This window comes from Allobosea sp. OAE752 (assembly GCF_050433265.1).
Classification (GTDB): Bacteria; Pseudomonadota; Alphaproteobacteria; order Rhizobiales; family Beijerinckiaceae; genus Allobosea; species Allobosea spartocytisi.
The window spans coordinates 203,407-228,867 of record NZ_JBNPXO010000007.1 but is presented as its reverse complement, the minus strand read 5'-3'; the positions used below and the strand labels follow the sequence as shown (position 1 = coordinate 228,867).

At 67.6% G+C, this 25,461-nt stretch carries 24 protein-coding genes; 8 read left to right on the top strand and 16 right to left on the bottom strand.

Going from position 1 to position 25,461, the window contains the following annotated elements; genetic code table 11:
- Positions 1 to 13 precede the first annotated feature (13 nt).
- From GGC47_RS19320 to GGC47_RS19295, 6 genes are all read right to left on the bottom strand, one after another.
- The gene (locus tag GGC47_RS19320; RefSeq protein WP_142023367.1) at positions 14 to 1,039 is read right to left on the bottom strand and encodes an ABC transporter ATP-binding protein; all 1,026 of its coding nucleotides are present in this window, start codon (positions 1,037 to 1,039) and stop codon (positions 14 to 16) included.
- Entirely contained in the window at positions 1,036 to 2,007 is a 972-nt protein-coding gene (locus GGC47_RS19315) for an ABC transporter ATP-binding protein (RefSeq protein ID WP_142023366.1), read from the bottom strand. Before GGC47_RS19315 ends, GGC47_RS19320 begins: the two co-directional genes overlap by 4 nt.
- A gap of 3 nt (positions 2,008 to 2,010) precedes the next feature.
- Positions 2,011 to 2,931 carry an ABC transporter permease gene (locus GGC47_RS19310; RefSeq protein WP_142023365.1) on the bottom strand — a complete coding sequence of 307 codons (921 nt, stop codon included), beginning with the start codon at positions 2,929 to 2,931 and terminating at the stop codon, positions 2,011 to 2,013.
- Positions 2,931 to 3,902, bottom strand: coding sequence for an ABC transporter permease (locus GGC47_RS19305; RefSeq protein ID WP_038357710.1), 972 nt, complete (start codon positions 3,900 to 3,902; stop codon positions 2,931 to 2,933). Before GGC47_RS19305 ends, GGC47_RS19310 begins: the two co-directional genes overlap by 1 nt.
- Positions 3,903 to 4,009: 107 nt before the next feature.
- A complete protein-coding gene (locus GGC47_RS19300; protein WP_038357708.1) occupies positions 4,010 to 4,909 on the bottom strand; it encodes a LysR substrate-binding domain-containing protein in 900 nt (299 codons plus the stop codon).
- 159 nt (positions 4,910 to 5,068) lie between these two features.
- On the bottom strand, positions 5,069 to 5,878 hold the full coding sequence (locus GGC47_RS19295; protein WP_081925032.1) for a GntR family transcriptional regulator: 810 nt from the start codon (positions 5,876 to 5,878) through the stop codon (positions 5,069 to 5,071).
- Between the two features lie 135 nt (positions 5,879 to 6,013).
- On the opposite strand from GGC47_RS19295, the gene GGC47_RS19290 reads away from it, so the two are divergent.
- From GGC47_RS19290 to GGC47_RS19260, 7 genes are read left to right on the top strand one after another with little or no spacing between them, the layout of a single operon-like run.
- Entirely contained in the window at positions 6,014 to 7,339 is a 1,326-nt protein-coding gene (locus tag GGC47_RS19290) for a M20 family metallopeptidase (RefSeq protein WP_185748072.1), read from the top strand.
- Positions 7,340 to 7,350: 11 nt separating this feature from the next.
- Positions 7,351 to 8,904 carry an ABC transporter substrate-binding protein gene (locus GGC47_RS19285; protein WP_142023364.1) on the top strand — a complete coding sequence of 518 codons (1,554 nt, stop codon included), beginning with the start codon at positions 7,351 to 7,353 and terminating at the stop codon, positions 8,902 to 8,904.
- Positions 8,905 to 8,923: 19 nt separating this feature from the next.
- Positions 8,924 to 9,871 carry an ABC transporter permease gene (locus GGC47_RS19280; RefSeq protein ID WP_038357702.1) on the top strand — a complete coding sequence of 316 codons (948 nt, stop codon included), beginning with the start codon at positions 8,924 to 8,926 and terminating at the stop codon, positions 9,869 to 9,871.
- Complete coding sequence (locus GGC47_RS19275) at positions 9,864 to 10,688, top strand: ABC transporter permease (RefSeq protein ID WP_038357698.1); 825 nt, start codon at positions 9,864 to 9,866, stop codon at positions 10,686 to 10,688. Before GGC47_RS19280 ends, GGC47_RS19275 begins: the two co-directional genes overlap by 8 nt.
- Before the next feature lie 3 nt (positions 10,689 to 10,691).
- Positions 10,692 to 12,311: a dipeptide ABC transporter ATP-binding protein gene (locus tag GGC47_RS19270; protein WP_142023363.1), complete on the top strand. Its 1,620-nt coding sequence runs from the start codon at positions 10,692 to 10,694 to the stop codon at positions 12,309 to 12,311.
- Between the two features lie 17 nt (positions 12,312 to 12,328).
- Positions 12,329 to 13,549, top strand: a complete 1,221-nt coding sequence (locus tag GGC47_RS19265; RefSeq protein WP_142023362.1) for a M20 family metallopeptidase — start codon at positions 12,329 to 12,331, stop codon at positions 13,547 to 13,549.
- The gene (locus GGC47_RS19260) at positions 13,546 to 14,682 is read left to right on the top strand and encodes a M24 family metallopeptidase (protein WP_142023361.1); all 1,137 of its coding nucleotides are present in this window, start codon (positions 13,546 to 13,548) and stop codon (positions 14,680 to 14,682) included. Before GGC47_RS19265 ends, GGC47_RS19260 begins: the two co-directional genes overlap by 4 nt.
- A gap of 10 nt (positions 14,683 to 14,692) precedes the next feature.
- Here GGC47_RS19260 and GGC47_RS19255 read toward each other — a convergent pair whose 3' ends face one another.
- From GGC47_RS19255 to GGC47_RS19225, 7 genes are all read right to left on the bottom strand, one after another.
- Complete coding sequence (locus GGC47_RS19255; protein ID WP_038357693.1) at positions 14,693 to 16,000, bottom strand: TRAP transporter large permease; 1,308 nt, start codon at positions 15,998 to 16,000, stop codon at positions 14,693 to 14,695.
- Entirely contained in the window at positions 15,997 to 16,539 is a 543-nt protein-coding gene (locus GGC47_RS19250; protein ID WP_038357691.1) for a TRAP transporter small permease, read from the bottom strand. Before GGC47_RS19250 ends, GGC47_RS19255 begins: the two co-directional genes overlap by 4 nt.
- Positions 16,536 to 17,573 carry a TRAP transporter substrate-binding protein gene (locus GGC47_RS19245; RefSeq protein ID WP_081925031.1) on the bottom strand — a complete coding sequence of 346 codons (1,038 nt, stop codon included), beginning with the start codon at positions 17,571 to 17,573 and terminating at the stop codon, positions 16,536 to 16,538. Before GGC47_RS19245 ends, GGC47_RS19250 begins: the two co-directional genes overlap by 4 nt.
- Before the next feature lie 33 nt (positions 17,574 to 17,606).
- Positions 17,607 to 19,268 carry an FAD-dependent monooxygenase gene (locus GGC47_RS19240; protein ID WP_142023360.1) on the bottom strand — a complete coding sequence of 554 codons (1,662 nt, stop codon included), beginning with the start codon at positions 19,266 to 19,268 and terminating at the stop codon, positions 17,607 to 17,609.
- Positions 19,269 to 19,307: 39 nt separating this feature from the next.
- The gene (locus GGC47_RS19235; RefSeq protein ID WP_142023359.1) at positions 19,308 to 20,192 is read right to left on the bottom strand and encodes a fumarylacetoacetate hydrolase family protein; all 885 of its coding nucleotides are present in this window, start codon (positions 20,190 to 20,192) and stop codon (positions 19,308 to 19,310) included.
- 68 nt (positions 20,193 to 20,260) lie between these two features.
- Positions 20,261 to 20,683 carry a nuclear transport factor 2 family protein gene (locus GGC47_RS19230; protein WP_051987371.1) on the bottom strand — a complete coding sequence of 141 codons (423 nt, stop codon included), beginning with the start codon at positions 20,681 to 20,683 and terminating at the stop codon, positions 20,261 to 20,263.
- 23 nt (positions 20,684 to 20,706) lie between these two features.
- The gene (locus GGC47_RS19225; protein WP_210245714.1) at positions 20,707 to 21,288 is read right to left on the bottom strand and encodes a VOC family protein; all 582 of its coding nucleotides are present in this window, start codon (positions 21,286 to 21,288) and stop codon (positions 20,707 to 20,709) included.
- A gap of 159 nt (positions 21,289 to 21,447) precedes the next feature.
- Here GGC47_RS19225 and GGC47_RS19220 point away from each other — a divergent pair, with 159 nt between their 5' ends.
- The gene (locus GGC47_RS19220) at positions 21,448 to 22,386 is read left to right on the top strand and encodes a LysR substrate-binding domain-containing protein (RefSeq protein ID WP_142023357.1); all 939 of its coding nucleotides are present in this window, start codon (positions 21,448 to 21,450) and stop codon (positions 22,384 to 22,386) included.
- An 85-nt stretch (positions 22,387 to 22,471) separates the two neighbouring features.
- On the opposite strand, the gene GGC47_RS19215 is transcribed toward GGC47_RS19220, so the two are convergent.
- From GGC47_RS19215 to GGC47_RS19205, 3 genes are all read right to left on the bottom strand, one after another.
- On the bottom strand, positions 22,472 to 23,104 hold the full coding sequence (locus GGC47_RS19215; RefSeq protein WP_142023356.1) for an HAD-IA family hydrolase: 633 nt from the start codon (positions 23,102 to 23,104) through the stop codon (positions 22,472 to 22,474).
- Positions 23,105 to 23,232: 128 nt separating this feature from the next.
- A complete protein-coding gene (gene eutC / locus GGC47_RS19210) occupies positions 23,233 to 24,051 on the bottom strand; it encodes an ethanolamine ammonia-lyase subunit EutC (RefSeq protein WP_142023355.1) in 819 nt (272 codons plus the stop codon).
- Positions 24,048 to 25,436: an ethanolamine ammonia-lyase subunit EutB gene (locus GGC47_RS19205; RefSeq protein WP_142023354.1), complete on the bottom strand. Its 1,389-nt coding sequence runs from the start codon at positions 25,434 to 25,436 to the stop codon at positions 24,048 to 24,050. Before GGC47_RS19205 ends, eutC begins: the two co-directional genes overlap by 4 nt.
- Between the last annotated feature and the right edge of the window lie 25 nt (positions 25,437 to 25,461).

Below are 25,461 nucleotides of genomic sequence, written 5' to 3'. Positions count from 1 at the left end.
CGAACTCTCCTCTTCAGGCGCCACCGGCCGGCAGCGGCACGGCCGGGGCGTCGTTGAGATGGCAGGCGCTGAGATGCCGTTCGGCGACCGGCTTCAGGAGCGGCCGGGCCTGCGCGCAAGGCGCGAAGACGCGCGGGCAGCGGGGGTGGAAGGTGCAGCCGGGCGGCGGATACAGCGGCGAGGGAATCTCGCCCCGGATCGGGGTGAAGCTGCGGCGCCGCTCCTTGACCGAGGGCAGTTCGCGCAGCAGCGCCGTCGCATAGGGGTGGTTCGGCGCGGCGAAGAACGCCTCGGCCGGCGCGGTCTCGACCACGCGGCCGAGATACATGATCGCAACCCGATCGCTGACGTGCTTCACCACGCTGAGATCATGGCTGATGAAGAGGTAGGTCAGGCCGAGCTCGGCGCGCAGATCCATGAACAGGTTGATGACCTGCGCCTGGATCGAGACGTCAAGGGCGGAGACCGATTCGTCGCAGACGATCATCCGCGGCTTCACCGCGAGCGCCCGGGCGATGCCGATGCGCTGGCGCTGGCCGCCGGAGAACTGATGCGGGTAGCGCTTGCGGTAGGAAGGGTCGAGGCCGACCTTCTCAAGCAGTTCGGCGACATAGTCGTCGACCTCGCCGTGCCGGATCAGGCCGTGGACGCGCGGCGCCTCGCCGACGAGATCGATGACACGCTTGCGCGGATTGAGCGATGACATCGGGTCCTGGAAGATGACCTGGACGGCCAGGCGCATCTCCAGAGCCTCGCTGCGCGACAGCGAGGCGACGTCCCTGCCCTGCCAGAGCAGGCTGCCCTCGGTGAGTGGCAGGAGCCCTGCCAGCAACCGGCCGAGCGTGGACTTGCCGCAGCCGGACTCGCCGACGAGACCGAGCACCTCGCCTTGCCGGATGGCGATGTCGACGCCCTCCACGGCATGGACGACCTCCTCGGAGACGTTGGCACCGAGAGCCCTGGCGAGCTTCTCCGCCGCATCCAGGCCACGGGAGAAGCGCCGAACCAGACCGCGCCCTTCGATCAGCACCTCGCTCATGCCGCAACTCCGGCCGGCAGCGGATGGTGGCAGCGGAAGCTGTGATCGCCGCCTTGCAACACGGGTTCCTGCTGGCAGATCTCCGTCGCGGCGAAGCAGCGGGTGCGGAAGGCGCATCCGCCCGGCCGTGCCAGCGGAGAGGGAGACAGGCCGGGGATCGGGCGCAGCTTCTCGCCCCGCGCCGCGTTGGCAGGCAAAGCATCCATCAGGCCGCGCGTATAGGGATGAGCCGGCCGGTCGAGCACGTCGTCGGTATAGCCGGTTTCGACGATGCGGCCGGCATACATCACCGCGATACGGTCGGCGAGACTGGCGACAACGCCAAGATCATGGCTGATCCAGATCAGCGCCATGCCGAATTCCGTCGCCAGCCGGCGCACCTCGAACAGGATCTGGCTCTGGATGGTGACGTCGAGCGCCGTCGTCGGCTCGTCGGCGATAATGAGGTCGGGCCGGTGGAGCAGCGCGATGGCGATGGCGACGCGCTGGCGCATGCCGCCGGAGAACTGGTGCGGATAGGCCTTCAGCCGCTCCTCCGGAGAGGGAATGCCGACGAGGCCGAGCGTGTCGCGGGCCCGCTCGCGCGCTTCCTTCCAGGGGACCGCGTCATGGGCGAGCACCGCCTCGACCATCTGCGTCTCGATGGAGAGCACGGGATTGAGCGTCATCATCGGGTCCTGGAAGATCATCGCGATCTTCTTGCCGCGCAGGCGCCGCAGGCGCTCGCTCGGCAACCCGACCAGATCCTCGCCCTGGAACAGGATGCGCCCGCCCGCGACCCGGCCGGGCGGCTCGATCAGGCCGAGGATCGAGAAGCCGGTGATCGACTTGCCCGAGCCGGATTCCCCGACGAGGCCGAGGATCTCGCCACGGTCGATGCTGAAGGAGACGCCGTCCACGGCGCGGACCAGGCCGGCGCCACTGCCGAACCGGGTTTCGAGATTGTCGACGACGAGCACCGGGGTCATGGCTCAGCGCTCCGCCAGACGGGGGTTCAGCACTTCGCGCAGGCGGTCGCCGACGATGTTGATGCTGAAGACGAGGATGAGCAGCAAAAGCCCGGGATAGACGCTGATCCAGTACTGGCCGGAGAGCAGCACCTGATAGCCATTGGCGATCAGCAGCCCGAGAGAGGGCTGCGTGATCGGCAGGCCGATGCCGAGGAAGGACAAAGTCGCCTCGGCCGAGATCGCATTCGCGACCTGGAGCGTGCCGATGACGATCAGCGGCGAGAGGCAGTTCGGCAGGAGGTGGCCGAAGAGCATGCGCGGCCGCGACAGGCCCAGCATGCGCGCCGCCTCGATATAGTCCTTGCCCTTCTCGACCAGCGCCGCAGCGCGAACGGCGCGCGCGAACATCGCCCATTGCACCAGCACGAGGGCGAAGATCACCTTGCCGACCCCCTGCCCGAGAATGGCGAGCAGCATCAGCGCGACGAGCAGCGTCGGAAAGCCCAGCATCAAATCGACCAACCGCATGATCAGGCTGTCGATCCGCCCGCCGAAATAGGCGGCCGAGAGGCCGAGCACGGTGCCGACAAGCAGCGCCACGAGACCGGCGAGGACACCGACGAGAAGCGAGGTCCGCAGGCCGTAGATCATCGCCGAGAGCATGTCGCGCCCCTGCACGTCGGTGCCGAACCAGTAGGCGGAACCGGTCATGCTCTCCGAGCCGGGAGGCAGCTTGGAATCCAGGATGTCGAGCGTCGACAAATCGTAGGGGTCCTGTGGCGCAAGGGCCGGGCCGAAGAGGGCGGCCAGGATGAGCGCGATGCAGACGCAGGCGGCGATCGTCGCCTTCGGGCTCTTCAGGATGCCCGCCAGCGAGCGGGCAAGCAGGCTGTCGGCGTCGGGGCGCAGCGCCGCGAACAGGGCAGGTTTCGCGAGAGCCATCAGTTCCGCCCCAGCCGGATGCGCGGATCGAGGATGGAATAGAGCACGTCGACCGCAAAGTTCAGCAGGATGAAGAGGCTGACGACGACGAGCAGATAGGCGACCACCACCGGGCGGTCGAGCCGCATGATCGAGTCGATCAGCAGCTTGCCGATGCCGGGCCAGGCGAAGATCGTCTCGGTGACGACGCCGAAGGCAATCAGCGAACCGATCTCCATGCCGATCACCGTGACGAGCGGGATCATGATCGTCTTCAGCACATGCACCAGCACGACCCGGCGCTCGGTGAGGCCCTTGGCCCGGGCGAATTTCACGAAATCGAGCGGCATGGTCTCGCGCACGCCGGTCCGCGTCAGACGGATGACGAGCGCCAGCTTGAACAGAGCGAGATTGATCGCCGGCAGGATGAGGTGGCGGATGCCTTCCCAGGAGGCGAAACTGGTCTCGATGCCGAAGATGTGCCCGGTCGGGCCGCGCCCGCTCGAGGGCAGCCAGCCCAGCCAGACCGAGAAGATCATCACCAGCATCATGCCCTGCCAGAAATTCGGCAGGCTGAAGCCGAGGATCGACCCGGTCATGATCGTCTCGTCGGTGACGGAGCGCGGCTTCAGGCCAGCGATCAGGCCGAGCGGAATGCCGAGCACCAGCGCGATCAGGATCGCGACCAGAGCGAGCTCCAGCGTCGCCGGTAGGCGTTCCAGGATCAGCGAGATCGAGGGCTGGTTGAACACGAAGGAGCGGCCTAGGTCGCCGTGCAGCGCATTGCCCAGGAAGGCGAGGAACTGGACGGGGAGCGGCTTGTCGAGGCCGAGCGAGGCCTCGACCTGCGCCCGCTCGGCCGCGGTCGCGTCGGGCGCGATCAGCATCTCCGCCGGGTCGCCGATGGCGTAGACGCCGATGAAGACGATGACGGCCGTCGCGGCCAGCACCAGAATGCTCTGCATCAATCGTCGGATGACGAAGACGGTCATCGAAGGCTCCCGGCGTCCGGCACGGCGGCGTGATCGCCGTTCACGTGTCCCGGCGACCATGGGCGGCGCCGGAAACGCGCGCAACCGTATGCGCAAAGCGCATCGGGCTATGCCGTCGCCTCCGCCTCCAGCCGGCTCTTCAGGATCTCGATGAAGGCCTCGGCAGAGCGCGACATCGGCGCGCCCTTGAGGGTGACGATGCCGTAGGCGCCGTGGATGCACGGGCTGAAGGGACGCTGCTCGATCGGCAGATGCCGATAGAGCCCGGCGATGAGCTCGGGCACCACGGCGACTCCGAGCCCGCGCGCGACCAGCCCGCAGGTGGCCTCGACCGAATGGACCTCGATACGCACGATCGGAAAGACGCCCGCGCGCCGCAATTGCCGCTCGAAGGCGAGACGCGCCGGCCGCTGGCGGCCGAGCATGATGATGCCGTGCCCGGACAGGTCGCGCGGCGTCAGGCTCGCCCTGGCGGCCAGCGGATGGCCTGCCGGCATGATGCAGACGGATTCGGAGCGCACGATCTCGCGGGCATCGAAGCCCTTGTCGCGCGGCGGCAGGCCGACGAAGCCGATATCGGCGACGCGCGCCAGGATCATCTGCTCGATGGCGTCGTAATGGCCGCCGATCAGCTCGATCGAGGCGTCGCGACGCTGCGACAGATAGGTCTCGATCACCTCCGGCATCAGCGTCGCGATGAAGGAATGCGGCACCGCCACCTTGAGGAAGCGCTGGCCGACGGTGCCCGCCCGCAGATCCTCGGTATAGCGCTTTAATCGCGCGACGAGAGAGGTCAATTCGCCGACCTCGTCCATCAGGGCGAAGGCCTCCGGCCGGGGAAGCAGGCGCCCCTTGCTGCGCTCGAAAAGCTCGAAGCCCAGCTCCTCCTCGAGCTGCGCGAGCTGGCGGCTGACCGCCGATTGCGACAGGCCGAGCGTCGCGGCGGCGGCGATGGTCGACCCGCCCGCCATCACGGAGCGGAATATCTCGATCTGCCGGATCTTCATGGGCTGGTGTTCACAGGCTGCGGCGGCACGAGGTCACGCGAAATCGTCTTGATCCGAAAGCGATGCCGGTGCTCGCCGGCCGATCAGCAAACCGGACAAATTGGGTTGGTGTCAAAGTCCGCGCTGCACGCCCGTTCCAGATGGGCCAGAACCGCGCGCCTATCGCACCTCATTGACATAGATATGGGCAGCCGTCGTGGCGCGATGCCAGCCGAGGATGGTGGGCACGCCCGCCTGGTCGTAGGCGACCTCGTCGATGGTCAGGATCGCCTCTCTGCCGCCGAGCTGGAGCAGCGCGATATCCTCGTCGCTGGCGAGATCGGCCGTGATCTGCTCGCGCACGGCGGAAATCCGGATGCCGTAGCGCTCCACCAGATGGAGATAGAGCAGCGGCGGCAGCTCGGCAGGATCGCGCGGCAAGCCGGGCAGCCTTTCCTCCGCCATCACCAGCTTGTCATGCATCACGGGGCGGCCATCGACCTGACGGATGCGATGGATCTTGAGCACGCCGCCGGTCCTGATCCGCAGTGCCTCGGCCTGCGCCTCCGTCGCCGGCTGCGCCTCGATGCTCAGGAACTGGCTCGTCGAGCGCACGAGGCTGCCATCGGCGCGGTGCAGGCGGAAATACTGGAAGAAGAAGCGCAGGCTGTGATGCGGCGTGCGCCCGGTCACGACCGTTCCGGTCTTGCGGCGGCGCGTGAGCAGGCCCTCCGCCACGAGATCGCTCATCGCCCGGCGGACCGTGCCGACAGCGATGCCGAAACCCTGGGCCAATGCGGTCTCGTTGGGCAGCACCATACCGGGCGGCCACTCGCCGACGAGGATGGCCTCCGACATGTGCCTCTTGACGCGCTCATAGAGCGGAGCGGCCTCGCCGGCACCGAAATTGGGCAGGATCGGCGGCCCATCGGCGCCGTTGCCTGTTCCGGCGGCAGCACGCGTCGGTTTTTTGGCATTGACAGAAGGCATGCCGTTCGGTCCTATTTCTATATAGTTTATATGAAAGAAGAGGATCCGCAAATGGCGCAGCCAACTGCGGCGTTTCAGTGGTTCCATCGCAGATCGTGCCAGCGCTGGACAAGCGCGGCGTGGCGGAGCTGAGGCATGTCAGGGACCACCTCCCCGCGGCAGGATGCGTCGGCGCTGGCCCAGGCCGGCGACTGGATTTCGGCCCATGCCGAAGGTGCCATCGCGGACCTCGGCCGGATGATCGCGGTCGACACCTCCTTCCCGCCCGGCCTGGGCTATGACGACTTCGCCGGGCTGATGGAAGAGCTCGTCGCGCCGCTCGGCTTCGCGACCGAGCGCGTCACCGTGCCGGAAGCGCTGTGGCAGGTTCCGCACGGCCCGGCCGCCGGCCCGCGCACCAATCTGATCGCCCGCCGCGCCAGCGGGCGGCCGGTCTGCGGCCTTTATTTCCACGTCGACACCGTGCCGGCCGCGGCCGGCTGGAAGACCGATCCGTTGCGGATGGAGCGCGAGGGCGAGTGCCTGATCGGCCTCGGCGCCGCCGACATGAAGGGCTGCGTCGCCGCGGTGCTGCTGGCCCTGCGGGCGGCCGAAGCCTGCAGCGTCCCGCTCGCCTACGACCCGATGCTGCTGCTTTGCACCGACGAGGAAGGCGGGCTGTACCCCGGCATCCGCTACCTCGCCGAGCAGGGCCGGCTCGAAGGCCACATCGTCAACTTCAACGGCAGCGCCGAGGCGCGGATCTGGGCCGGCTGCTTCGGGCTGTTCAACCTGCTGGTGCGAATCCATGGCGAGGCCGTTCATGCGGGCGAGGGTAACCGCCGCGGGCTCGGGCACAACGCGATGGACGGAGCGCTGCCCCTGCTCAATGCACTCGCCGCTCTGAAGGCACGGATCGCCTCGCGCGCATCGGCTCTGCCGCCGCCGCCCGGCAAGCCGCCGCTCACGGGACAGCTCAACGTCGCCACGATCAAGGGCGGCACCTCAGGCGGCCAGGTTCCCGCCCTTGTCGAGATGACGCTGAACCGCCGCTACGCGCCGGAAGAATCCTTCGAGGCCGCCCTGGCCGAAATCGAGGAGACCATCAGGCGCGCCATCGCCTCCGTCCCGGGCCTGACCGTCGAGACGGCCCTCGTCGGCCATCTCGCCCCGACGGACGATCCGGGCGGGCCGCACTGGCCGCGCTGGCAGGCGGCGGTTGGCTCCGGCTTCGGCTATGCGCCGGAGGAGTTCCGCCGCTGGGGCGCTGCCAGCGCCTCCGATTTCGGTTGGGTCCAGCGCGCCACCGGGCACAGGGAAGTCCTGCTCGGCGGCCTCGGCCGGCCCTCCCGCAATATCCATGCGCCGGGCGAGCACACCACCAGCGGCGACATCGTCTCGCTGGCGCAGGCCGTGTTGAATTACCTCGCCGCCGATTTCCGGCCCGACATCAATCCCGATCTGAGCCCGTCCCTGAGCTGAAGGAGCGTTCCATGCCGAGCATCCATCGTCGCGATTTCCTCGCCGCTTCCGCCGCTCTGAGCGGCCTCGCCCTGTCCGGCGTCCCGGCCTTCGCGCAGACGCCGCGCCGCGGCGGCACGCTGCGCGTCAGCGTCGACCAGGCGGTCTCCAAGCTGAACCCGCTCGTGACCCGCGTGAACCCGGAATATCTCGTCGCCGAATTGCTCTATTCGAGCCTGACGCGGCTGAAGGTCGATATGAGCGCGGAGCCCGACCTCGCGGAGTCCTGGACGAATTCGGCCGATCTCACCGAATGGACCTTCGTGCTCCGCAAGGGCCTGTCCTTCCATGACGGCTCGCCTTGCACGGCCGCCGATGTGGTCGCAACCTTCGAGGCGATCCTCGACCCGAAGACGGCTTCGCCCGCCCGCCAGAATATCGGGCCTGTCGCGAAGGTCGCCGCCAAGGACGAGACGACGGTCGTCTTCACGCTCTCGGCGCCCTTCGCCGACCTGCCGGTGACGCTGGCCTATCTCAACGCCAAGATCGTTCCCGCCGCCGTCATCAAGGGCGGCCTTGAAAAGCTCGACCGCCAGGCGATCGGCACCGGCCCGTTCAAGCTCGTCTCCTTCGAGCCGGAGCGGCAAGTCGTCGTCACCCGCAACGACGCCTATTACGACAAGGCCCGCCCCTATCTCGACAAGATCGAGGTCCTGGTCTTCCCGGATGTCAGCGCCGAGGCTTCCGCTCTGATCTCCGGCGACACCGACCTGCTCGGCACCACGCCGCCGACCGAGTTCGGCCGGCTGCAGAAGGCCTCCGGCGTCAAAGCGCTGCGCCTGGCCTCCGGCCAGTTCTGCAACGTCAATTTCGGCTGCGACCAGAAGCCCTTCAACGATGTCCGCGTGCGCCAGGCCCTGGCGCTCACCGTCGACCGCGCCGCGATGGTCGACTTCGTGACGGAAGGCTTCGGCTCGCCCGGCAACGACACGCCGCTCAACCCCGCCTACCGCTTCTATGCCGATTTGCCGGCCAAGAAGGCTGATATCGCCAAGGCCAAGGCACTGCTCGCCGAAGCCGGCTACCCCAAGGGGCTCGAAGCGACGCTGATCGCCTCCGACCGGCCGGGCCAGCGCACGCAGCTCGCCGTCGCGCTGCGCGAGATGGCCAAGCCCGCCGGCTTCGACATCAAGGTCGAGACCATGCCGCACGCGACCTATCTCGACCAGGTCTGGAAGAAGGGCTCCTTCTATGTCGGCTTCTACAACATGCAGGCGACGGCCGACGCCATCTTCTCGCTGCTCTACACCTCCAACGCCGCCTGGAACGAGACGCGCTGGAACAACGCCGCTTTCGACAAGCTGGTCTCCGAGGCCCGCACCACGATCGACGACGCCAAGCGCCGCGCGCTCTACGCCGAGGCGCAGAAGCTGATGTATGAGGAGGTGCCCTCGATCATCCCGGCCTTCTTCGATCTGCTGGCGGGGCAGCGCGATTGGGTGGAGGGCTATGAGCTCCACCCGCGCGGCTCGGTCTACCGGCTCGACTTCGTCTCGCTCGGCGCCAACGCGCCGAAGCGCGGCTGAGCGGAAACGGGCAGCGGACGTGTCGCCGGCCTATATCCTCAAGCGGATCCTGCTGATCGGCTACACGCTTCTCGTCGTGTCGCTGATCGTCTTCGCGATCACCCAGATCCTGCCGGCCGATGCCGCCGTCATGATGCTGGGCGAGAATGCGACGCCGGACGCGCTGGCGGCGCTGCGTCTCAAGATGGGGCTGAACGACCCCATCTGGATGCAGTATCTGCACTGGCTCGGCGGGGTCGTGCGCGGCGATTTCGGCGTCTCGATGCGCACCGGCCAGCCGGTCGCACCGGCGATGATCGAGGCGCTCGGCCGCTCGCTGCTGCTCGCCCTGTTCTCGATCGTGCTGATGCTGGCGGTCGCGATCCCGCTCGGCATCGTCGCGGCGGTGCGCCGCGGCCGCGCGGCCGATCTCGGCGTCAGCTTCCTCTCCTATATCGGCGTCTCCTTGCCGGAGTTCGTCACGGCGACGCTGGTCGTTCTGGTGCTGGCCGATTGGCTGCAATGGCTGCCAGCGACCGGCTATGTGCCGCTGACCGAAGACCCGCTGCGCGGGCTTAAGCATCTCGTCCTGCCGGTGCTGACGGTGTCGATGATTCTGATCGCCCATGTCTCGCGCATGGTGCGCTCCGAGCTCGTCGACGTGCTGCACTCCGACTATATCCGCGCCGCCCGGCTGAAGGGCCTCTCGAAGCGGCAGGTGCTTTTCAAGCATGCTTTGCGCAACGCGCTGCTGCCGACGATCACCATCGTCGCGCTCGATGTCGGCTACCTGCTCGGCGGCGTCATCGTGGTCGAGGAGATCTTCGCCCTGCCGGGGATCGGGCGCCAGCTCATCGTCGCGATCCAGGCGCGCGACCTGCCCTCGATCCAGGCCGGCGCGCTGATCATGGCGACGACCTATGCCGTCGCCAATTTCCTCGCCGACATCGCTTACGCCTGGCTCGACCGGAGGATCCAGTATGATTGAGATCCTCAAGCGCATGCTGCGCTCGCCGCAAGGCGCGCTCGGCCTCGTCATCGTCGGGCTGATCCTGCTCGTCGTGATCGTCGGGCCGTGGTTCGCCCCTTACGACCCCGAGAAGATGGCGCCGCTGATGCGCTACAAGCCGCCGAGCGCGCAGTTCTGGCTCGGCACCGACCAGTACGGCCGCGACATCCTGAGCCGGCTTCTGCACGGCGCCCGCGCCACCGTCGTCCTGGCCATTCTGGCGACGGCGCTCGGTACGCTCGTCGGTGCCGTCATCGGCACCGTCTCGGCCTTTCTCGGCGGGCGCAGCGACGAGGCGATCATGCGCACCGTCGATGCGATCATGTCGATCCCGAGCCTGCTGCTGGCGCTGCTGATCGTGAACCTGCTCGGCAAGAGCAGCCTCAATGCGCTGCTCGCCATCGCGCTCGCCTTCGCGCCGGGCATGGCGCGGGTGACGCGTTCGGTCGCGCTTTCCGTGCGCAAGCAGGACTATGTCAATGCCGCCATCGCGCGCGGCGAGAGCGCGGCCTTCATCGTCGGGCGCGAGATGCTGCCGAATGTGGTGGCGCCGATCATCGTCGAGATGACCATCCGCGTCGCCTTCGCGGTGATGCTGTTCGCGACGCTCTCCTTCCTCGGGCTGGGGGCGCAGCCGCCGGCTTCTGAATGGGGGCTGATGGTCTCGGAGGCGCGCCGCTTCATGCATCTGAGCGCCTGGATGATCCTGTGGCCGAGCCTTGCCGTCGCGCTGGTCGCGATCGGCTTCAACCTGCTCGGCGACGGGCTGCGCGACGCGCTGAACCCGAGGAGCTGAGCGATGGGTGCGATCCTCGACATCGCCGGCTACGGCCTCGACTACGCGACGCCGGCCGGCTTCACCCGCGCCCTCGACGATGTCTCCCTGTCGGTCGCCAAGGGCGAGGTGCTCGGCCTCGTCGGCGAATCCGGCTCCGGCAAGACCTCGCTCGCCTGGGCGATCATGCGCTATCTGCCGCAGAGCGCGCGCGAGGCGGGCAGCATCGCCCTGACGGGCCAAGACCTGCTCAAGGCTTCCGAGACCGAGATCGATGCGATCCGCGGCAAGCGCATCGGCATGGTCTTCCAGGACCCGAGCACCTCGCTCAACCCGACACTGCCGCTCGGCGAGCAACTGGCTGAAGTGCTGGTGCGCCATCGCGGCCTGACGCGGAAGCAGGCCTGGGCCGAGGGCGAGGAGCGCCTCGCCCATGTCGGGCTGAAGGTGCCCAGGCAGATGATGCGGCGCTATCCGCATGAGGCTTCCGGCGGCGAGAAGCAGCGCGTCGTCATCGCCACCGCCTTCGCCTGCCAGCCGGAATGCATCATTTTCGACGAGCCGACGACCGCGCTCGACGTCATCACCGCCCGGCAGATCCTCGACCTGTTCAAGGAATTGCAGGCCGAGACCGGCGTCGCCTCGCTCTACATCTCGCACGACCTCGCGCTGGTCTCGCAGATCGCCACCAAGGTCGCGGTGATCCATCGCGGCAGGATCGTCGAGCAGGGCGCGCTCAGTGAGGTCTTCGCCCGGCCGCAGGACGCCTATACGAAGAAGCTGCTCGCCGCCGTGCCGCGGCCGGACCATCGGCTGGTCGAGACGCAGGCTCCTGAAGCCGGCAAGCCGCTGGTCGAAGTCGAGAAGGTCAGCGTGCTCTATGGCCGCAAGCCCTTCCTCGGCAGCCTGCTCGGCCGGACGAATACGCAGTTTACCGGCAATCGCGAGGTCAGCCTCTCGGTGATGCCTGGCGAGATCCTCGGCATCGTCGGGGAGTCCGGCTCGGGCAAGTCGACGCTCGCCAAGGCGATGACGGGCTTGAACCGTTTCGAGGGAGAGATCCGCTTCGCCGGCCGCCGTATCACCGGCCTCTCCGACATGGACCGGAGCTATCGCCGCGACGTCCAGATCATCTTCCAGCACCCGGATTCCTCGCTCAATCCGCGCCAGCGCATCCGCGAGATCCTGTCGCGGCCGCTCGCGCTCTATGGCGAGCCGGGGGCGAGGCGGGATGCCGCGAGGATCGGCGAATTGCTGGAGCAGGTCCGGCTGCCGGCAGCTTACGCCGAGCGCTACCCGCACCAGCTCTCCGGCGGCGAGAAGCAGCGCGTCGCGATCGCGCGGGCCTTCGCCTCGAAGCCGAAGCTCGTGATCTGCGACGAGATCACCTCGGCGCTCGACGTCTCCGTGCAGGCTTCCGTGGTCGAATTGCTGGTCGACCTGCAGAAGCGCTTCGGCACGGCCTATCTCTTCATCACTCATGATCTCAATCTGGTGCGCCAGATCGCCCATCGGATCGCGGTGATGTATCGCGGCGACCTCGTCGATCTCATCGATATCGCGACGCTCTCGACCGGGCCCCTCCATCCCTACACCCAATCCCTGCTCGAAGCCGTGCCTGCCCCGGCCACGGCTGCTGCCTGACATCAGAGGCCACATCCATGAACCCGCGCGACCTGATCCATTCGCTCGACGAGAAGGCCTGCCTCGCGCTGCTCTCGGACTGGGCCAAGCACAAGAGCTATTCGGAGACCGAGGGCGAGAAGGCGCTGGTCCGCCACGTCGTCGGCCAGATGCAGGCGATGGGCATCGAGGCGGAAGAGCAGCCCTTCGACGAGGGGCGCCGCGCCAATGCCATTGGCCGCTGGAAGGGCACGGGCGGGGGCAAGAGCCTGCTGTTCAACGGCCATCTCGACACCAACCCGGCAACCGAGGGCTGGACCGTCGATCCCTGGGGCGGCCTCGTCGACGATGAGTTCATCTACGGCATCGGCGTCTCCAACATGAAGGCCGGCGATGCCGCCTCCTATTGCGCGGTCAAGACGCTGCTCGATGCCGGGGTGAAGCTGAAGGGCGACGTGATCCTGACCTATGTCGTCGGCGAATTGCAGGGCGGCGTCGGCACCGTCGCGGCGATCCGCAACGGCATCCGCGCGGACTATTTCGTCAACAGCGAGCCGACCGACGTGCAGGCCGTGACCATGCATGCCTGCGCCTTCTCCTTCGTGATCGAGCTCACCGGCAATACCCGCCACCTCTCCAAGCGCGAACAGGCGGTCGACGCGATCATGGCCGCCTGCGACCTGATCCCGCGCCTCAACGCCATGACCTTCTCCGGCGCGCCCTCGCCCGAGCATGAATCGATCAATCGCGTCCATGTCGGCGTCGTCCATGGCGCGCTCGGCAAGGAGCTGCATGAGTGGCGCGCGCCGCAGGTGGCGGATTATTGCAAGCTCAAGGGCTCCGGCCGCTATGCGCCTGGCCAGACGCAAGAAGGTGCGCTCGGCGACATGCAGCGCGAGCTTATCGCGCTGGAACAGCGCTTTCCGGGGCTGAAGACGTCGATCCGCATCGAGAAGAAGGAAGGGCACCAGTCGATGCCGGCCTTCGAGGTCGCCAAGGACGCCCGCATCGTCAGGACCGTCAACGCAGCCTATGAGGCGGTGCGCGGCGAGAAGCAGCCGACGGGCGCGATCAAGCCGCCGGGCTTCTTCGGCACCGATGCCGGCCATCTCTATGCCGAGGCCGGCATGGAGGGCATCGTCTGCGGGCCGGGCGGGCGCTACAACACCATGCCCGACGAACGCGTCGAGATCCGTGATTTCCTCGACATGGTCCGCATCTACATGCTGACCATCCTCGACATCTGCGAAGTCGCGTGAGCCCGCTCTTCCCGCGCGAGGAATTCGTCGCGCGGGTGGCCAAGGCCCGCGCGGCGATGGCGGAGGCCGGCGCGGAGCTTCTGCTGGTCGACCATGCCGAGTTCCTGGCATGGCTGACCGGCTACACCGTCTCGGAGACGATGTATCGCGCCGCCTTCCTGCCCCGCCAGGGCGAGCCCTGGTTCGTGCTGCGCGAGCTCGATGCCGGCCCTTGCCGCGACGCCTGCTGGTTTTCCGATGTCGTCGGCTTTCCGGACACGGCCGAGCCGCAGGCCGTGATGGTCGAGGAGCTCCGCCGTCGCGGCTTCGCGAAGGCCCGCATCGGCGCCGACCACGCCTCCTATGGTTTCACGGCCGCGGCGCGGGACCGCTTCGCGGCGCTGTTGCCGGATGTGCGCTTCATCGATCTGCCGCGGGCGAGCGACCTGCTCCGAGCGGTGAAGTCGCCGGCCGAGATCGCCCTGATCGCGGAAGCCGCCGGCATTGCCGACAAGGCGATGGCCGCCATCGCCGCGCAGGCCCGACCCGGGCTTTCGCCACGCGCGGCGGCGGCGATCGCAGCGGCCTCCTTTCTGGAGAACGGCGCCGATACCGGCGAGACGGGGCCGATCCTGCCGGGCGTCGGCGATCATGAATTCCTGCACGGCGTCATGACCGCCGATCCGCTGGCGGATGGCGATATCCTGCATGTCGAATTGATCCCGAAGCGCCGCAATTACGGCGCGAGGCTGATGCGGCCGGTGCTGATCGGTGCCGACCGGCGCGGGCTCTCGCCCCTCGCCGAGCGCCTCGTCGCCTTGCAGGACAGGCAGTTCGCGGCGATGCGGCCCGGCACCCTCGCCTGCGAGGTCGATGCGGTCCTGCGCGAGGCCGTGCTCGCCGAGGGCCTGCGCCCGGCCTATGACAACGTCACCGGTTACACGCTGGGCCTCTACGGCCGCACGCCCCGGACCAGCGACTTTTCGCGCGTCTTCCTGCCCAATGCCCGCTGGCGGCTGGAGGAGGGCATGGTCTTCCACATGTATGTCTCCGCCGCCGGCCTGGGCTTCAGCGAGACCGTCGTCGTCGAGGCCGAGGGCGGGAGGCGGTTGACCTCGACGCCCCGCGCGATGCTGACAAGCCGTCTGCGCTGAGGCGCGAACGTCACAGCCCCCCGAGATGGCGCGGCAGCCAGAGCGCAAGCTCGGGCCAGGCGAGCAGCAGCGCGATCAGCACGAAAGGCGCGACCAGGAACGGCAGGACCCCGCGATACATCGCGCCCAGGCCGATCTCCGGCGCCTGCGTGCGGATGACGAAGAGGTTCATCCCGACCGGCGGGTGGATGAGCCCGATTTCGACGACGATGACCAGCAGGACGCCGAACCAGATCGGATCGTAGCCCGTCGACAGCACGAGCGGCAGCAGCACCGGCACCGTCACCAGCACCATGCCGATCCCTTCGAGGAAGCAGCCGAGGAAGACGTAGAAGGCGACGAGCAGCAGCATGACCGCCAGCGGCGGCAGGCCGAGGGCATTGATGCCCCGGACCACGGATTGGGCCATGCCGGTCTGGACGACGAAGTAGGAAAAGATCGTCGAGCCCAGCACGATCAGGACGAGATTGGCGGTGATCCGCGTCGTCTCTGTGAAGGCCGTGCCGACATCGCCGGGCTTGAAGCCACGCCGCAGCAGCCCGAGCAGGAGCGCACCGAAAGCGCCGACGGCGGCGGCCTCGGTCGGGCTGAACCAGCCCAGATAGATGCCGCCGAAGGTGACCGCGAACAGCAGCACGACGTCCCAGATCGAGAGAACCAGGCGTAAGGACTGGGCCCGCCCGTCCGTCGGCAGGCGCGGTGCCGCCTCGGGCCTGAGCCTGACCCAGATCGCGACGGTGGCGAGGTACAGCGCGGTCAGAACGAGGCCGGGAATGAGCGCTGCGGCGAACAGCTTGATGATCGAGAGCTGCGCGATGATGCCGTAGATCATCAGGATCAGCGATGGCGGGATCAGGATGCCGAGCGTCCCGCCGGCGGCGACCACGCCCGCGGCGAGCGCAGGCGAATAGCCCGCTTTCAGCATCTGCGGGATCGAGATCCGGCTCATCGTCGCCGCCGTCGCCAGCGAAGAGCCGCAGACCGCGCCGAACGCCGCCGAGGCACCGACCGCCGCCATGGCGAGCGAACCGCGCATGCCGGCGAAGACGGCATTGCTGGCGCGGAAGAGATCGCCCGAAAGCCCGGCCATGGTCGCGAGCGCGCCCATCAGCGTGAACAGCGGCAGCACCGAGAGCGCATAGGCCGAGGAGAGTTCGAGCGGCACCGCGCCGAAGACGAGCCGCGCCTTGGCGAAACCGTCGATCGCGGCATAGCCGACGAAGCCGACGAGGCCGAGCGCGACCGCGACGGGGATGCGGGCGAGGATCATGCCGACGAGCGTCGCCATGCCGATCAGGCCGATCGAGGTCGCGCTCATGGGGTAGCCTCCTCGTGGCGGTGGAGGGTTGGGGCCTGCGTCTCGGCGCCCGGCGGCTGCAGGGCGGCCCTGATCTGCGCCCCGATCCGGCGCAGGACGACGAGCATGGACACGACGAGGGCCAACTCGATCGTCAGCAGCAAGGTCCAGATCGGAACCGGCAGATCGGGCTTCTGATCGCCGAAACGATAGGCATCCGCGAGCGGCTGCCACAGCGTGGCAGCCAGCAGGCCGAGGAAGGCCAAGGTCGCGATCTCCCCGATCAGGGTCATGCGCCCGAGCGTGCGCGGGCTCACCATCGTGTCGAAGAGATCGACCTTGATCAGTTCGTCGCGCCGGAAGCACTCCGGCAGCGCGAGAAAGGCGACGAGCACCAGCGTGACCTCGACGAGATCGAGCGTGCCGTGGATCGGCCGGTTGAAGGCGAGGCGCCCGCCGATGTCGAACATCGTCCAGAACAGCATCACGGCGAGGGCTATCGCGCCGCAAAGGGTGAGAAGGCGGGCGGGATCGAGCCGCGAACCCGCGCGACCGTTCACTGCGCCCTCCCCACGGCGGCGCGCAGCCGCTCGTAGAAGCCGCGCGCCTTCGGGTTCTTCGCTTCGGCCTTGGCCAGGAAGGTCGCGGCCAGCGGCTTGGTCTTCTCCTCGAAGGCGGCGCGCTCGGCCGGCGTCAGGTCGAGGATATCGACCTTGGCCGCACGCAAATAAGCCTCGCCCTCATCCTCCGCCGCGTCATAGAGCGCGCCGATCTTGCGGGCGGCTTCCGGGCCGGTGGTCTCGTCGATGAGCTTGCGCAGGTCCTCCGGCAGCGATTTGTAGCGTTCGGCGTTCATGACCAGCGCGAAAGTGCCGGCGGAAGCCTTGACCGGCGTCACCGACTTGATGCTCTCGGCCATCTGGAAGGATTTGGCGGCCTCGTAGTTGAACAGCATCCCCGCGATCGTGCCCTTGGCGAGCGCGTCCGAGAGTTCGGCCGGCGCGACGGCGGCGGGGCTACCGCCCCAGGCCTCGATGATCGCCGAGGCGATCGGCCCGTTGTGCCGGATGCGCAGGCCGCGCACGCCTGCGGGATCGCGCACCGCGCCCTTGTTGAAGAACAGGCTCACTGTCGGCGTCGCGATGAAATAGAGCAGCTTGGTGCCCTCGTGCTCGGCGGCGAGATCGTCGGCCATCCCCGTCACGATCGCGGATGCCTCTGCCGTGCTGATCGCCTTCGAGGCAGCGCCCTCACCCCGATTGAAGACATAAGGGAGCTGGGTGATCTCGGTCAGCGGGAAGCGGCCAGGCAGCGCGCCATGCAGGAAGAAGGCGATATCGGCGACGCCGGTGCGGGCGAGGTCGTATTGCCGCGGCATCGGCCCCATCTGCGCCGCCGGGAAGATGGTCAGCTTGAGCCGACCGTTCGAGCGCTTGGCGAGTTCCTCGCCCCATTCCTCCAGTTTCTTGTGAAGCTGATGGTTCGGCGGCAGGTAATGCGAGACCTTGAGCTCGATGGTTTGCGCGAATGCCGCCACCGACAAGGACAGGCTGAACAGCGCACCCAGCAGGGCGCCCACCACTCCTCGTATCATCGTTTCCTCCCCGGTTGTTTTATCGTTGGGTCTTCAGGCTGCCGTCGCGGATACCGGCGTGACGGCTCCCTTTTCGATGGTGCCGGTGACATGGGCGAGCAGCCCCGCCGCATCGGCCGGCAGGGCGTCGCCGCGCCAGGCGACGTGCTGGTCGGGCCGGATCAGGGCGAAACGCGCGCCATAACGCGCCGGCAGACGCCGGTCGGCCGGAGCGAGAACCGTCAGCGGGATGTCCAGAGCCGCGGCCCTGGCAGAGAAATCCGCCGCCTGCCCGGCCTCGCCCGCCGTGACCAGCAGCGTGAACCCATCTCCGAAATGGTCATAGAGCGACGAGTCGTCGGCCAGCCAGAGATGCGGGGCAAGGCAGCCGGGATGGGCCGAGGGCACATAGAGCATGAAATGCTCCGGTGGCGGCTCGCTGCCATCGGAAACGATGATCGGCGAATCCTCGTAGCGCGAGCCCAGCACGATGCCGAGCGTCCGGAATTCGCGCAGCTTGGTCGCCTCGATGATCTCGCCGACCTCGCGGCGCGTCGCCTCGCCGAGTGGCCCCGGATCCTCCAGCCCCGGCCGGACGAGCTGGTTGCTGAGCACGCCGTAATTGATCACCGCTTCCGCGATGGTGCGCTCATGCACCTTGCGCCGCTCGGCCTCGTAGCTCGCCAGCAGTTCCGGCCCGCCCCAGCCCTGGAGCGTGGCCGCGAGCTTCCAGCCGAGATCAACGGCATCGCCGATGCCCATATTCATCCCGAAGCCGCCGAAGGGCGGATGCAGATGGCAGGCATCGCCCGCCAGGAAGACGCGGCCCTTGTCGTAGCGATCGGCGACGAGCTTGTGCGCCACCCAGGGATCCTTGCCGACGATCTCGATTGCGAGGTCATGGAGGCCCGTGCCTTGCCTGATCAGCGCGACCGGGTCGACGCTCGCCGGATCGACATCGTTGGCGAGCTTGGTGACCATGAAGAACCACAAGCCCTCGCCGTCCATCGGGCCGAGCAGCGAGGGCAATTCCTCATTGACCATCCAGTACATGATCGCCTCGCCATGCGCGTGGCGGCGGGCGAGGTCGGGCGCGCGGAAGATGATGTTGTAGTTGCGCGAATAGGCCCGGTCGCCGGTCATCACCGCGCCGATCGCGTCGCGGACCAGGCTGCGCGCGCCATCGGCACCGATCAGGTAGGAACTCCTGACGCGGCGGACCGCCCCGGTCACGAGATCCTTCAGCTCACCCGTGACGCCGCTGCCGTCCTGCTCGAAGGCGGTCAGTTCGGTGCTGAAGCTGATCGTCACGCCGGGCAGCGAGGCGGCATGCTCACGCAGGACTTCTTCCAGCACATATTGCGGCACCCATTGCGCCGATTCCGAATAGAGGTCGTTGCGCGCCGGGCTGCCGTTCAACGCATTCTCGAAGCGCGCGAGCCCGGGGCCGGTCATCCGCGTGGCGAAGACGACGTTCGAGGGATAGTCGCGCGGGATCGGCGAGACCTCGCGCAGCCTGTCCGCGATGCCCCAGCGACGCAGATGCTCGCGCGTGCGGACATTCGTCGTCTTGGCGCGCGGCGCATAGCCGACGCGGTCGTTGCGCTCGACCACGAGGCAACGGATGCCGCGGCGGCCGAGCTCGATGGCGGCGGCCAGCCCCACCGGGCCGGCGCCAGCAATCAGCACGTCGACATCCCAACCGCTGTCTTTCACCGCGCGCTCCTTCTGTCCTGCGCCGCACCGCCCGCCCGTTCAGGCGGCGCTCCGCACGGCTTCTTCCTGGGCAATGGGGTTGACCAGCAGGCCGATGCCCTCGACCTCGACCTCGCAGACATCGCCCGGCTTCATGAAGAGCGGCGGCTTGCGCGCCACGCCGACGCCGGCCGGCGTCCCGGTGACGATGACGTCGCCCGGCTCCAGCGTGATCGCCTCGCTGATGATCGCAATCAGGCTCGCCACGTCGAAGACCATGCTGTCGGTCGAGGCGCTCTGGACGGTCTGGCCGTTGAGCCGGGTCTCGAGCTTCAATCCCCTGGCGCCCGGCGGCAATTCATCGGCCGTGACCAGGGCCGGTCCGAAGGCGCCGGTTCCGTCGAAGTTCTTGCCGACGGTCCATTGCGGCGCCTTGAACTGGTATTCGCGCACCGAGCCTTCGTTGAAAACGGCGTAGCCGGCGACATGGTCGAGCGCACGGGCCTTGGGAACATGCTTGGCGCGCCGGCCGATCACCGCCGCGATCTCGCCCTCGTAATCGAGCTGATCGGAGAGGTTCGGGCGGATCATCGGTGCGCGGTGGCCGATCAGCGTCGTCGAGAAGCGGCCGAACAGCGTCGGATAATCCGGCTGCTTGAAGCCGCTCTCGGCCGAATGGTCGGCATAGTTCAGGCCGACGCAGATGATCTTGCCGGGGCGGGGCAGCACCGGCAGGAAGGTCGTCCGCTCCGGGTCGAGCAGCGCCGATGAAGGCGCCTTGTCGAGCGCGGCGGCGATGGCCGCCCGCGCCACCTCCCCGCCCTCGACGAAAGCGAGCATGGTCTCCGGCAGGCCGGAACCGGCTTCCGAGAGATCGATGAGATCCTGGCCGCGATAAGCCGCGAGCCGGGCCTTGCCGTCGCGAAGAATGGTGGCGAGACGCATGAAGGCTCTCCTTCCAATGGGGTAAAAGGCATCGGTCGCCACTGCGGCCGGAGCGGAAGCGATCGGTGTCAGGCTTCGCCGAAAAGCACGGCGAGGCGTCGCTCGGCGAAGCGCCAGGCCCCGTCCGGCTCCTTGCGATAGCGGTCGGCGTATTCGCAGATCAGGAACGGCGCGGCCGCACCCGGCCCCGGCCCGTCATGGCGATAGAGCGTCAGCACGACGCAGCCGTGCGCCGCATCGGACGAGACCGGCTCGATCAGGATGTTGCTCTGGACATGGCGGGAGCGGCGCTCGCGCATTGCGGCACGTTCCGCACCCCATGTCGCGATGGCGGCACGCCCGAGCTTGTCCGGGCCGACGCCATAGAGCCCGGCATCCTCCGTGAAGAGCGCGCCGATGCGATCCGCCTCGCCATGGTCGATCAGCCAGGCATGGCGCTGGATCAGATCCTCGATCGCCGCACGATCCTCTGGGTTCAACGACAGCGTCATCGCGGACGAACCTCCGCCCGCCGTCAGACCGGCAGCCCGAGATCGGGCGGCGCGCCCGCCGGCTCGTAGTCGCCCTTGCGCATGCCGGCATGTAGCGCATCGAAGCCCGAACCCGCCCTATGGGCCTGGTAGACGCGCTCGGGGTCGAAGAAGGTGCCGATCGGATTGGCCTTGAAGTCCGTCGAGGTCCGCATCCACTCGCTGGACCGCTTCCAGTCGCCGTAGGTATCGCATTGCAGCTCGACGAAATTGCCCTCGGGATCGCGATAGTAGATCGAGATCGTCATGCCGTGATCGAGGCTGAAGGCCGGCAGGATGCCCTCGTCGCGCAGCCGGGCATAGGACGACATCAAATCGTCGAAACTCTCATATTCGAAGGCGCTGTGATGCATGCCGTTATGGCTGCGCTTGTCGGGGTCGTCGCCGAGCCCGGGCGCCGACAGGAAGGCGACGCGGTGATTGGCCGCGTCATTGGTGGTCCAGGCATTGTTCGCATCCTGGAAATTCGGCGTGGCGCCGACGACTCGGCCATACCAAGCGACCATTTCGGCGAGCCGGCTGGTCTTGAAGGTGACGTGATGGAAGGCGGGCTTGATGATGTCCATGCGTTCCTCCTGCGGTGCCATTCTTCCCCGGAGGGCGCGGCGCCTGCGTTTTCGGTGGAACAGAGCTAGCGGAGGGAGATATACCTGAACAGATGACAAGAATGCCGGAGCGATACTCATCTGATATCGCTTGAGGCTCTTCGCGAGGGAGACGCGAGGATGAAGCTTCATCATTTCGAGGAGGTCGTCGCGATCGCCGAGCGCGGCAGCGTCCGGGCGGCATCGCGCCATCTGCGCGTGGCGCAGCCGGCACTAACGCGCAGCCTCGCGCTGCTCGAACGCGAGTTGGGCGCGCCCTTGTTCGAACGCCGCGCCCGTGGTGTCGTCGCCACCCCTTTCGGCCAGGCCTTCATCACGCGTGCGCGTTCGATCCTGTCGGAGATCCGGCGCACGCGCGAGGAGATGGAGCAGTTGCGCGGGGCGGGCACCGGCACCGTGACGGTCGGGCTTTCGATCGCCGCGCATCTGGCGCTGCTGCCGTCGAGCCTGCGGCCCTTCCGCCAGCGCTATCCGAACATCAAGCTGCATATCATCGAAGGCTTCTATCCCACGCTCGAAACAAGGCTGCGGGACGGCTCCGTCGATTTCTACATCGGCCCGGAGGGTGGGGCGCAGTCTGTCCCCGAGCTCAGCCTCGAAGTGCTGTTCCAGAACCGGCGCGTCGTGCTCTGCCGGACCGGGCATCCGCTGGCGGGCGCGACGTCGCTGCGCGATCTCGTCGGGCAGGATTGGGTGACGACATCGATCACGGCAGACGACAGCGCCGAGATCAACGCGTTCTTCGCGCGCCACGACCTGCCGGCGCCGCATCTGGCCGTGCGCAGCCAGTCCGCCCTGACCTTGCTGACCTGTCTCGCCAACACCGACCTGCTCGCGATGGTGCCGGGCCAATGGCAGGATTTCGAGATGACCGGACAGGCCCTGACCACGATCAAGATCGCCGAGACGCTGACGGCTCCGGCGCTCGTGGCCGTGCGCCGGGCCGACCTGCCGCTCACGCCAGCAGCACTTCACCTTCTCGACCTGATGCGGCGGGCGACGTCCCGGCTCGAGCCGCCCGGCAGGTTATCGCGCCCGACAGGAGACGCGGCGATCTAGAGCATTTCCGCGTTTCTCCGAATCGCAGAGATGCTCTATCGCATTTTCTTCACGCGAACCGGTGCCCACTTCGCTCGAAAATGCTCTAGCGGGCGAGCAGAAGTGCCGTCAGCTCCTCGGGCGTTGTCGCGAGAGCGCCCGCCTTCGCGGCCAGGAGCGCGTCGGGATGGGAAAGGCCCCACCCGACCGCGATGCAGTCGATGCCGGCGCGCCGGGCCGCCTCGACATCGCGAACCTCGTCGCCGACGGATATCGCCTGCACCGGCATCAGCTTCAGCTGCTTCAGCACGCGCTTGAATTTCGCCGACTTGCCGAAAAGCGACGCCCCGCTCTCATAGACATCGATCAATGCGGCCGATCGGCCGAGCAGGGCGCGGACATTCTCTTCGCTATTGGAGGTGACGATCGCCAGATGCAGCCCCTGCCCCTTCAACAAGGCCAGGAGGCCACCGACCCAGGCATAGAGCTCGATCTGATCCAGATTCTCGGAGGCCAGGCTGCGCATATGCCTTGCGATGATCGGCAGTTTCCATTTTGGAACGCCGAGCGTCTCCAGAATCTGCAACGGCGTCTGCCGCCGGAGCTGCTCGCGCTCCTCTTCCGTCGTTTGCCGAAAGCGATAGCGCTGAGCGACCTCGTTGAGGACGCCATAGAACCACTCCACGCTGCTCGCGAGGGTTCCATCGAAATCAAAGATGACCAACGTCTTTGGGGCCATTCAGGCCGCTTAAATGCTGCAGTGCGACTTAGCAACAATCGATGTGACGCAGGTACCCGCCGCACCCCTCGCCATCGCATCGTCGCTCGAGGCGCTCCGGCCTTCCCGCACGCCTGCGAGACGCTGGATCATGCGCTCGTCGGTCGTACCGACAGCCGAACGATCTCCGGCTCCGGTTCCCGGTCGCTTTCATCCTTGAGGCGCGTGCCGGTGACGTTCAGCGCGAAGGCGCGCTTCATCAGCCAGGCGATCTTGTAGGCCGCCGCTTCGCTGTCGAGGCCGCCCGGACGGATATTGGACACGCAGTTCCGGCTGGCGTCGCTCAAGCCCCGCCGCGGCGACAAGGTGAGATAGGCGCCCAGGCTGTCCGGCGCGGAAAGGCCGGGACGCTCCCCGATCAGGACGAGGCTCATGCGTGCCGCCAGCCGCTCGCCGACCTCGTCTCCAAGTGCGACACGGGCGCCTTCCGCCAGCACGACCGGCGCGACGCTCAGCCCCAGATGCGCGCAATAGGCGAAAAGATGCGCGAGAAGAGGCGGCGCGTTGCCGGCCACGGCGCGCGAAGACAGGCCGTCCCCGATGACGATGACCAGATCGCAGCCATGCTCTGCCGCGCCGTCGAGCCGTGTCGCGCTGTCCTGATCCAGCCGGCGTCCGAGATCGGGACGCCGCAGATAGAGATCGCGCTGCGTCGCATCCGACCTGACCCGCAGGCAGGAGCTTCCGAGCGCCTTCACCTCGGCTTCGAGGGCGTCGATATCGAGGGCGATATGGACCGCGTCGCGCGCCGCCGCATGGGCCATCTGGAAGCGCAGAACCTCGCGTGTCGGCAGGCTCGCGCCGACGCGGCCGAGCGCGACCCGCGCCGGGGTCAGCTCGGCGAGCCGCGACCACAGGGCATCGGCCTTCTTTCCACGCTCCATCTCGCCACGGTCGCGCTCGCTCATGCCGCCAGACCGATCGAGCGGGAGAGCAGCGGCAGCGCCCCTGGCTCGGCACGCAGCCGGCCGGTCGCGTCGGTGATCCCGACCTGCTGCAGCCAGGCCTCGAACTCCGGGGCGCGGCCGAGCCCCAGCAGCTCCCGGACGTAGAGCTGGTCGTGGAAGGAGGTCGACTGGTAGTTCAGCATCACGTCGTCGGCACCCGGCACGCCCATGACGAAGTTGATCCCCGATGTCGCCAGCAGGGTCAGGAGCGTGTCCATGTCGTCCTGATCGGCTTCGGCATGGTTGGTGTAGCAGATGTCGCAGCCCATCGGCAGGCCGAGCAGCTTGCCGCAGAAATGGTCCTCGAGCCCGGCCCTGATGATCTGCTTGCCGTCATAGAGATATTCCGGGCCGATGAAGCCGACGACGGTATTGACCAGGAGCGGGGAGAAGGCGCGCGCCACCGCATAGGCCCGCGCTTCCAGCGTCTGCTGGTCGACGCCGTGATGCGCCCCGGCCGAGAGCGCCGAGCCCTGCCCCGTCTCGAAATACATGACGTTGTCGCCGAGCGTGCCGCGCTTCAGCGCGAGGGCAGCCTCGCGCCCTTCGGCCAAGACCGCCAGATCGACGCCGAAGGAGCGGTTGGCCGCTTCGGTTCCCGCGATCGACTGGAAGACGAGGTCGATCGGCAGGCCCTTCTCGATCAGGCCGATCGTCGTCGTCACATGGGTCAGGATGCAGGATTGGGTCGGTATCTCCAGCTTCCCGATGATCTCCTCGAAGAGCCGCGCCAGATCGGCCATGACCTCCACCGAATCCGAGGCCGGGTTGACGCCGATGACCGCGTCGCCGCAGCCATACATCAGCCCGTCGACGACGGAAGCCGCGATGCCGCGCCGGTCATCGGTCGGGTGGTTGGGCTGCAGGCGGACGGAAAGCCTGCGGGGCAAGCCGATCGTGTTGCGGAACCGCGTGACCACCCGGCACTTGCTCGCCGCCAGGATGAGATCCTGATTGCGCATCAGCTTGGAGACGGCGGCGGCCATCTCCGGCGTGATGCCTTTCGCCAGCGCCGCCAGCATCCGGGTATCGGCGCTCTCGGAGAGCAGGAAGTCGCGGAAATCGCCGACGGTCATATGCGCGACCGGCGCGAAGGCCTGGGCATCGTGGCAGTCCAGGATCAATCGCGTGACCTCGTCGCTCTCATAGGGAACGAAGGTCTCGGTGAGGAAGGCCTTGAGCGGCACCTCGGCGAGGCAGAGCTTCGCCGCCACGCATTCCTCCGCCGAGCCGGCGGCGATCCCGGCGAGCATGTCGCCGGAGCGCAGGGGCGTGGCTTTCGCCATCACCTCCTTGAGATCGGCGAAGGCCCAGTTCTGATTTCCGACCGCCATGCGGTAGGCCATGGCCTCACCTCGCTTCAGAGACATC

Bases quoted from the DNA above. Each gene is read 5' to 3' on its own strand.
- GGC47_RS19320 (WP_142023367.1), bottom strand. From the start codon at position 1,039: ATGAGCGAGGTGCTGATCGAAGGGCGCGGTCTGGTTCGGCGCTTCTCC.
- GGC47_RS19315 (WP_142023366.1), bottom strand. From the start codon at position 2,007: ATGACCCCGGTGCTCGTCGTCGACAATCTCGAAACCCGGTTCGGCAGT.
- GGC47_RS19310 (WP_142023365.1), bottom strand. From the start codon at position 2,931: ATGGCTCTCGCGAAACCTGCCCTGTTCGCGGCGCTGCGCCCCGACGCC.
- GGC47_RS19305 (WP_038357710.1), bottom strand. From the start codon at position 3,902: ATGACCGTCTTCGTCATCCGACGATTGATGCAGAGCATTCTGGTGCTG.
- GGC47_RS19300 (WP_038357708.1), bottom strand. From the start codon at position 4,909: ATGAAGATCCGGCAGATCGAGATATTCCGCTCCGTGATGGCGGGCGGG.
- GGC47_RS19295 (WP_081925032.1), bottom strand. From the start codon at position 5,878: ATGCCTTCTGTCAATGCCAAAAAACCGACGCGTGCTGCCGCCGGAACA.
- GGC47_RS19290 (WP_185748072.1), top strand. From the start codon at position 6,014: ATGTCAGGGACCACCTCCCCGCGGCAGGATGCGTCGGCGCTGGCCCAG.
- GGC47_RS19285 (WP_142023364.1), top strand. From the start codon at position 7,351: ATGCCGAGCATCCATCGTCGCGATTTCCTCGCCGCTTCCGCCGCTCTG.
- GGC47_RS19275 (WP_038357698.1), top strand. From the start codon at position 9,864: ATGATTGAGATCCTCAAGCGCATGCTGCGCTCGCCGCAAGGCGCGCTC.
- GGC47_RS19270 (WP_142023363.1), top strand. From the start codon at position 10,692: ATGGGTGCGATCCTCGACATCGCCGGCTACGGCCTCGACTACGCGACG.
- GGC47_RS19265 (WP_142023362.1), top strand. From the start codon at position 12,329: ATGAACCCGCGCGACCTGATCCATTCGCTCGACGAGAAGGCCTGCCTC.
- GGC47_RS19255 (WP_038357693.1), bottom strand. From the start codon at position 16,000: ATGAGCGCGACCTCGATCGGCCTGATCGGCATGGCGACGCTCGTCGGC.
- GGC47_RS19245 (WP_081925031.1), bottom strand. From the start codon at position 17,573: ATGATACGAGGAGTGGTGGGCGCCCTGCTGGGTGCGCTGTTCAGCCTG.
- GGC47_RS19235 (WP_142023359.1), bottom strand. From the start codon at position 20,192: ATGCGTCTCGCCACCATTCTTCGCGACGGCAAGGCCCGGCTCGCGGCT.
- GGC47_RS19230 (WP_051987371.1), bottom strand. From the start codon at position 20,683: ATGACGCTGTCGTTGAACCCAGAGGATCGTGCGGCGATCGAGGATCTG.
- GGC47_RS19225 (WP_210245714.1), bottom strand. From the start codon at position 21,288: ATGGACATCATCAAGCCCGCCTTCCATCACGTCACCTTCAAGACCAGC.
- GGC47_RS19220 (WP_142023357.1), top strand. From the start codon at position 21,448: ATGAAGCTTCATCATTTCGAGGAGGTCGTCGCGATCGCCGAGCGCGGC.
- GGC47_RS19215 (WP_142023356.1), bottom strand. From the start codon at position 23,104: ATGGCCCCAAAGACGTTGGTCATCTTTGATTTCGATGGAACCCTCGCG.
- eutC (WP_142023355.1), bottom strand. From the start codon at position 24,051: ATGAGCGAGCGCGACCGTGGCGAGATGGAGCGTGGAAAGAAGGCCGAT.
- GGC47_RS19205 (WP_142023354.1), bottom strand. From the start codon at position 25,436: ATGGCCTACCGCATGGCGGTCGGAAATCAGAACTGGGCCTTCGCCGAT.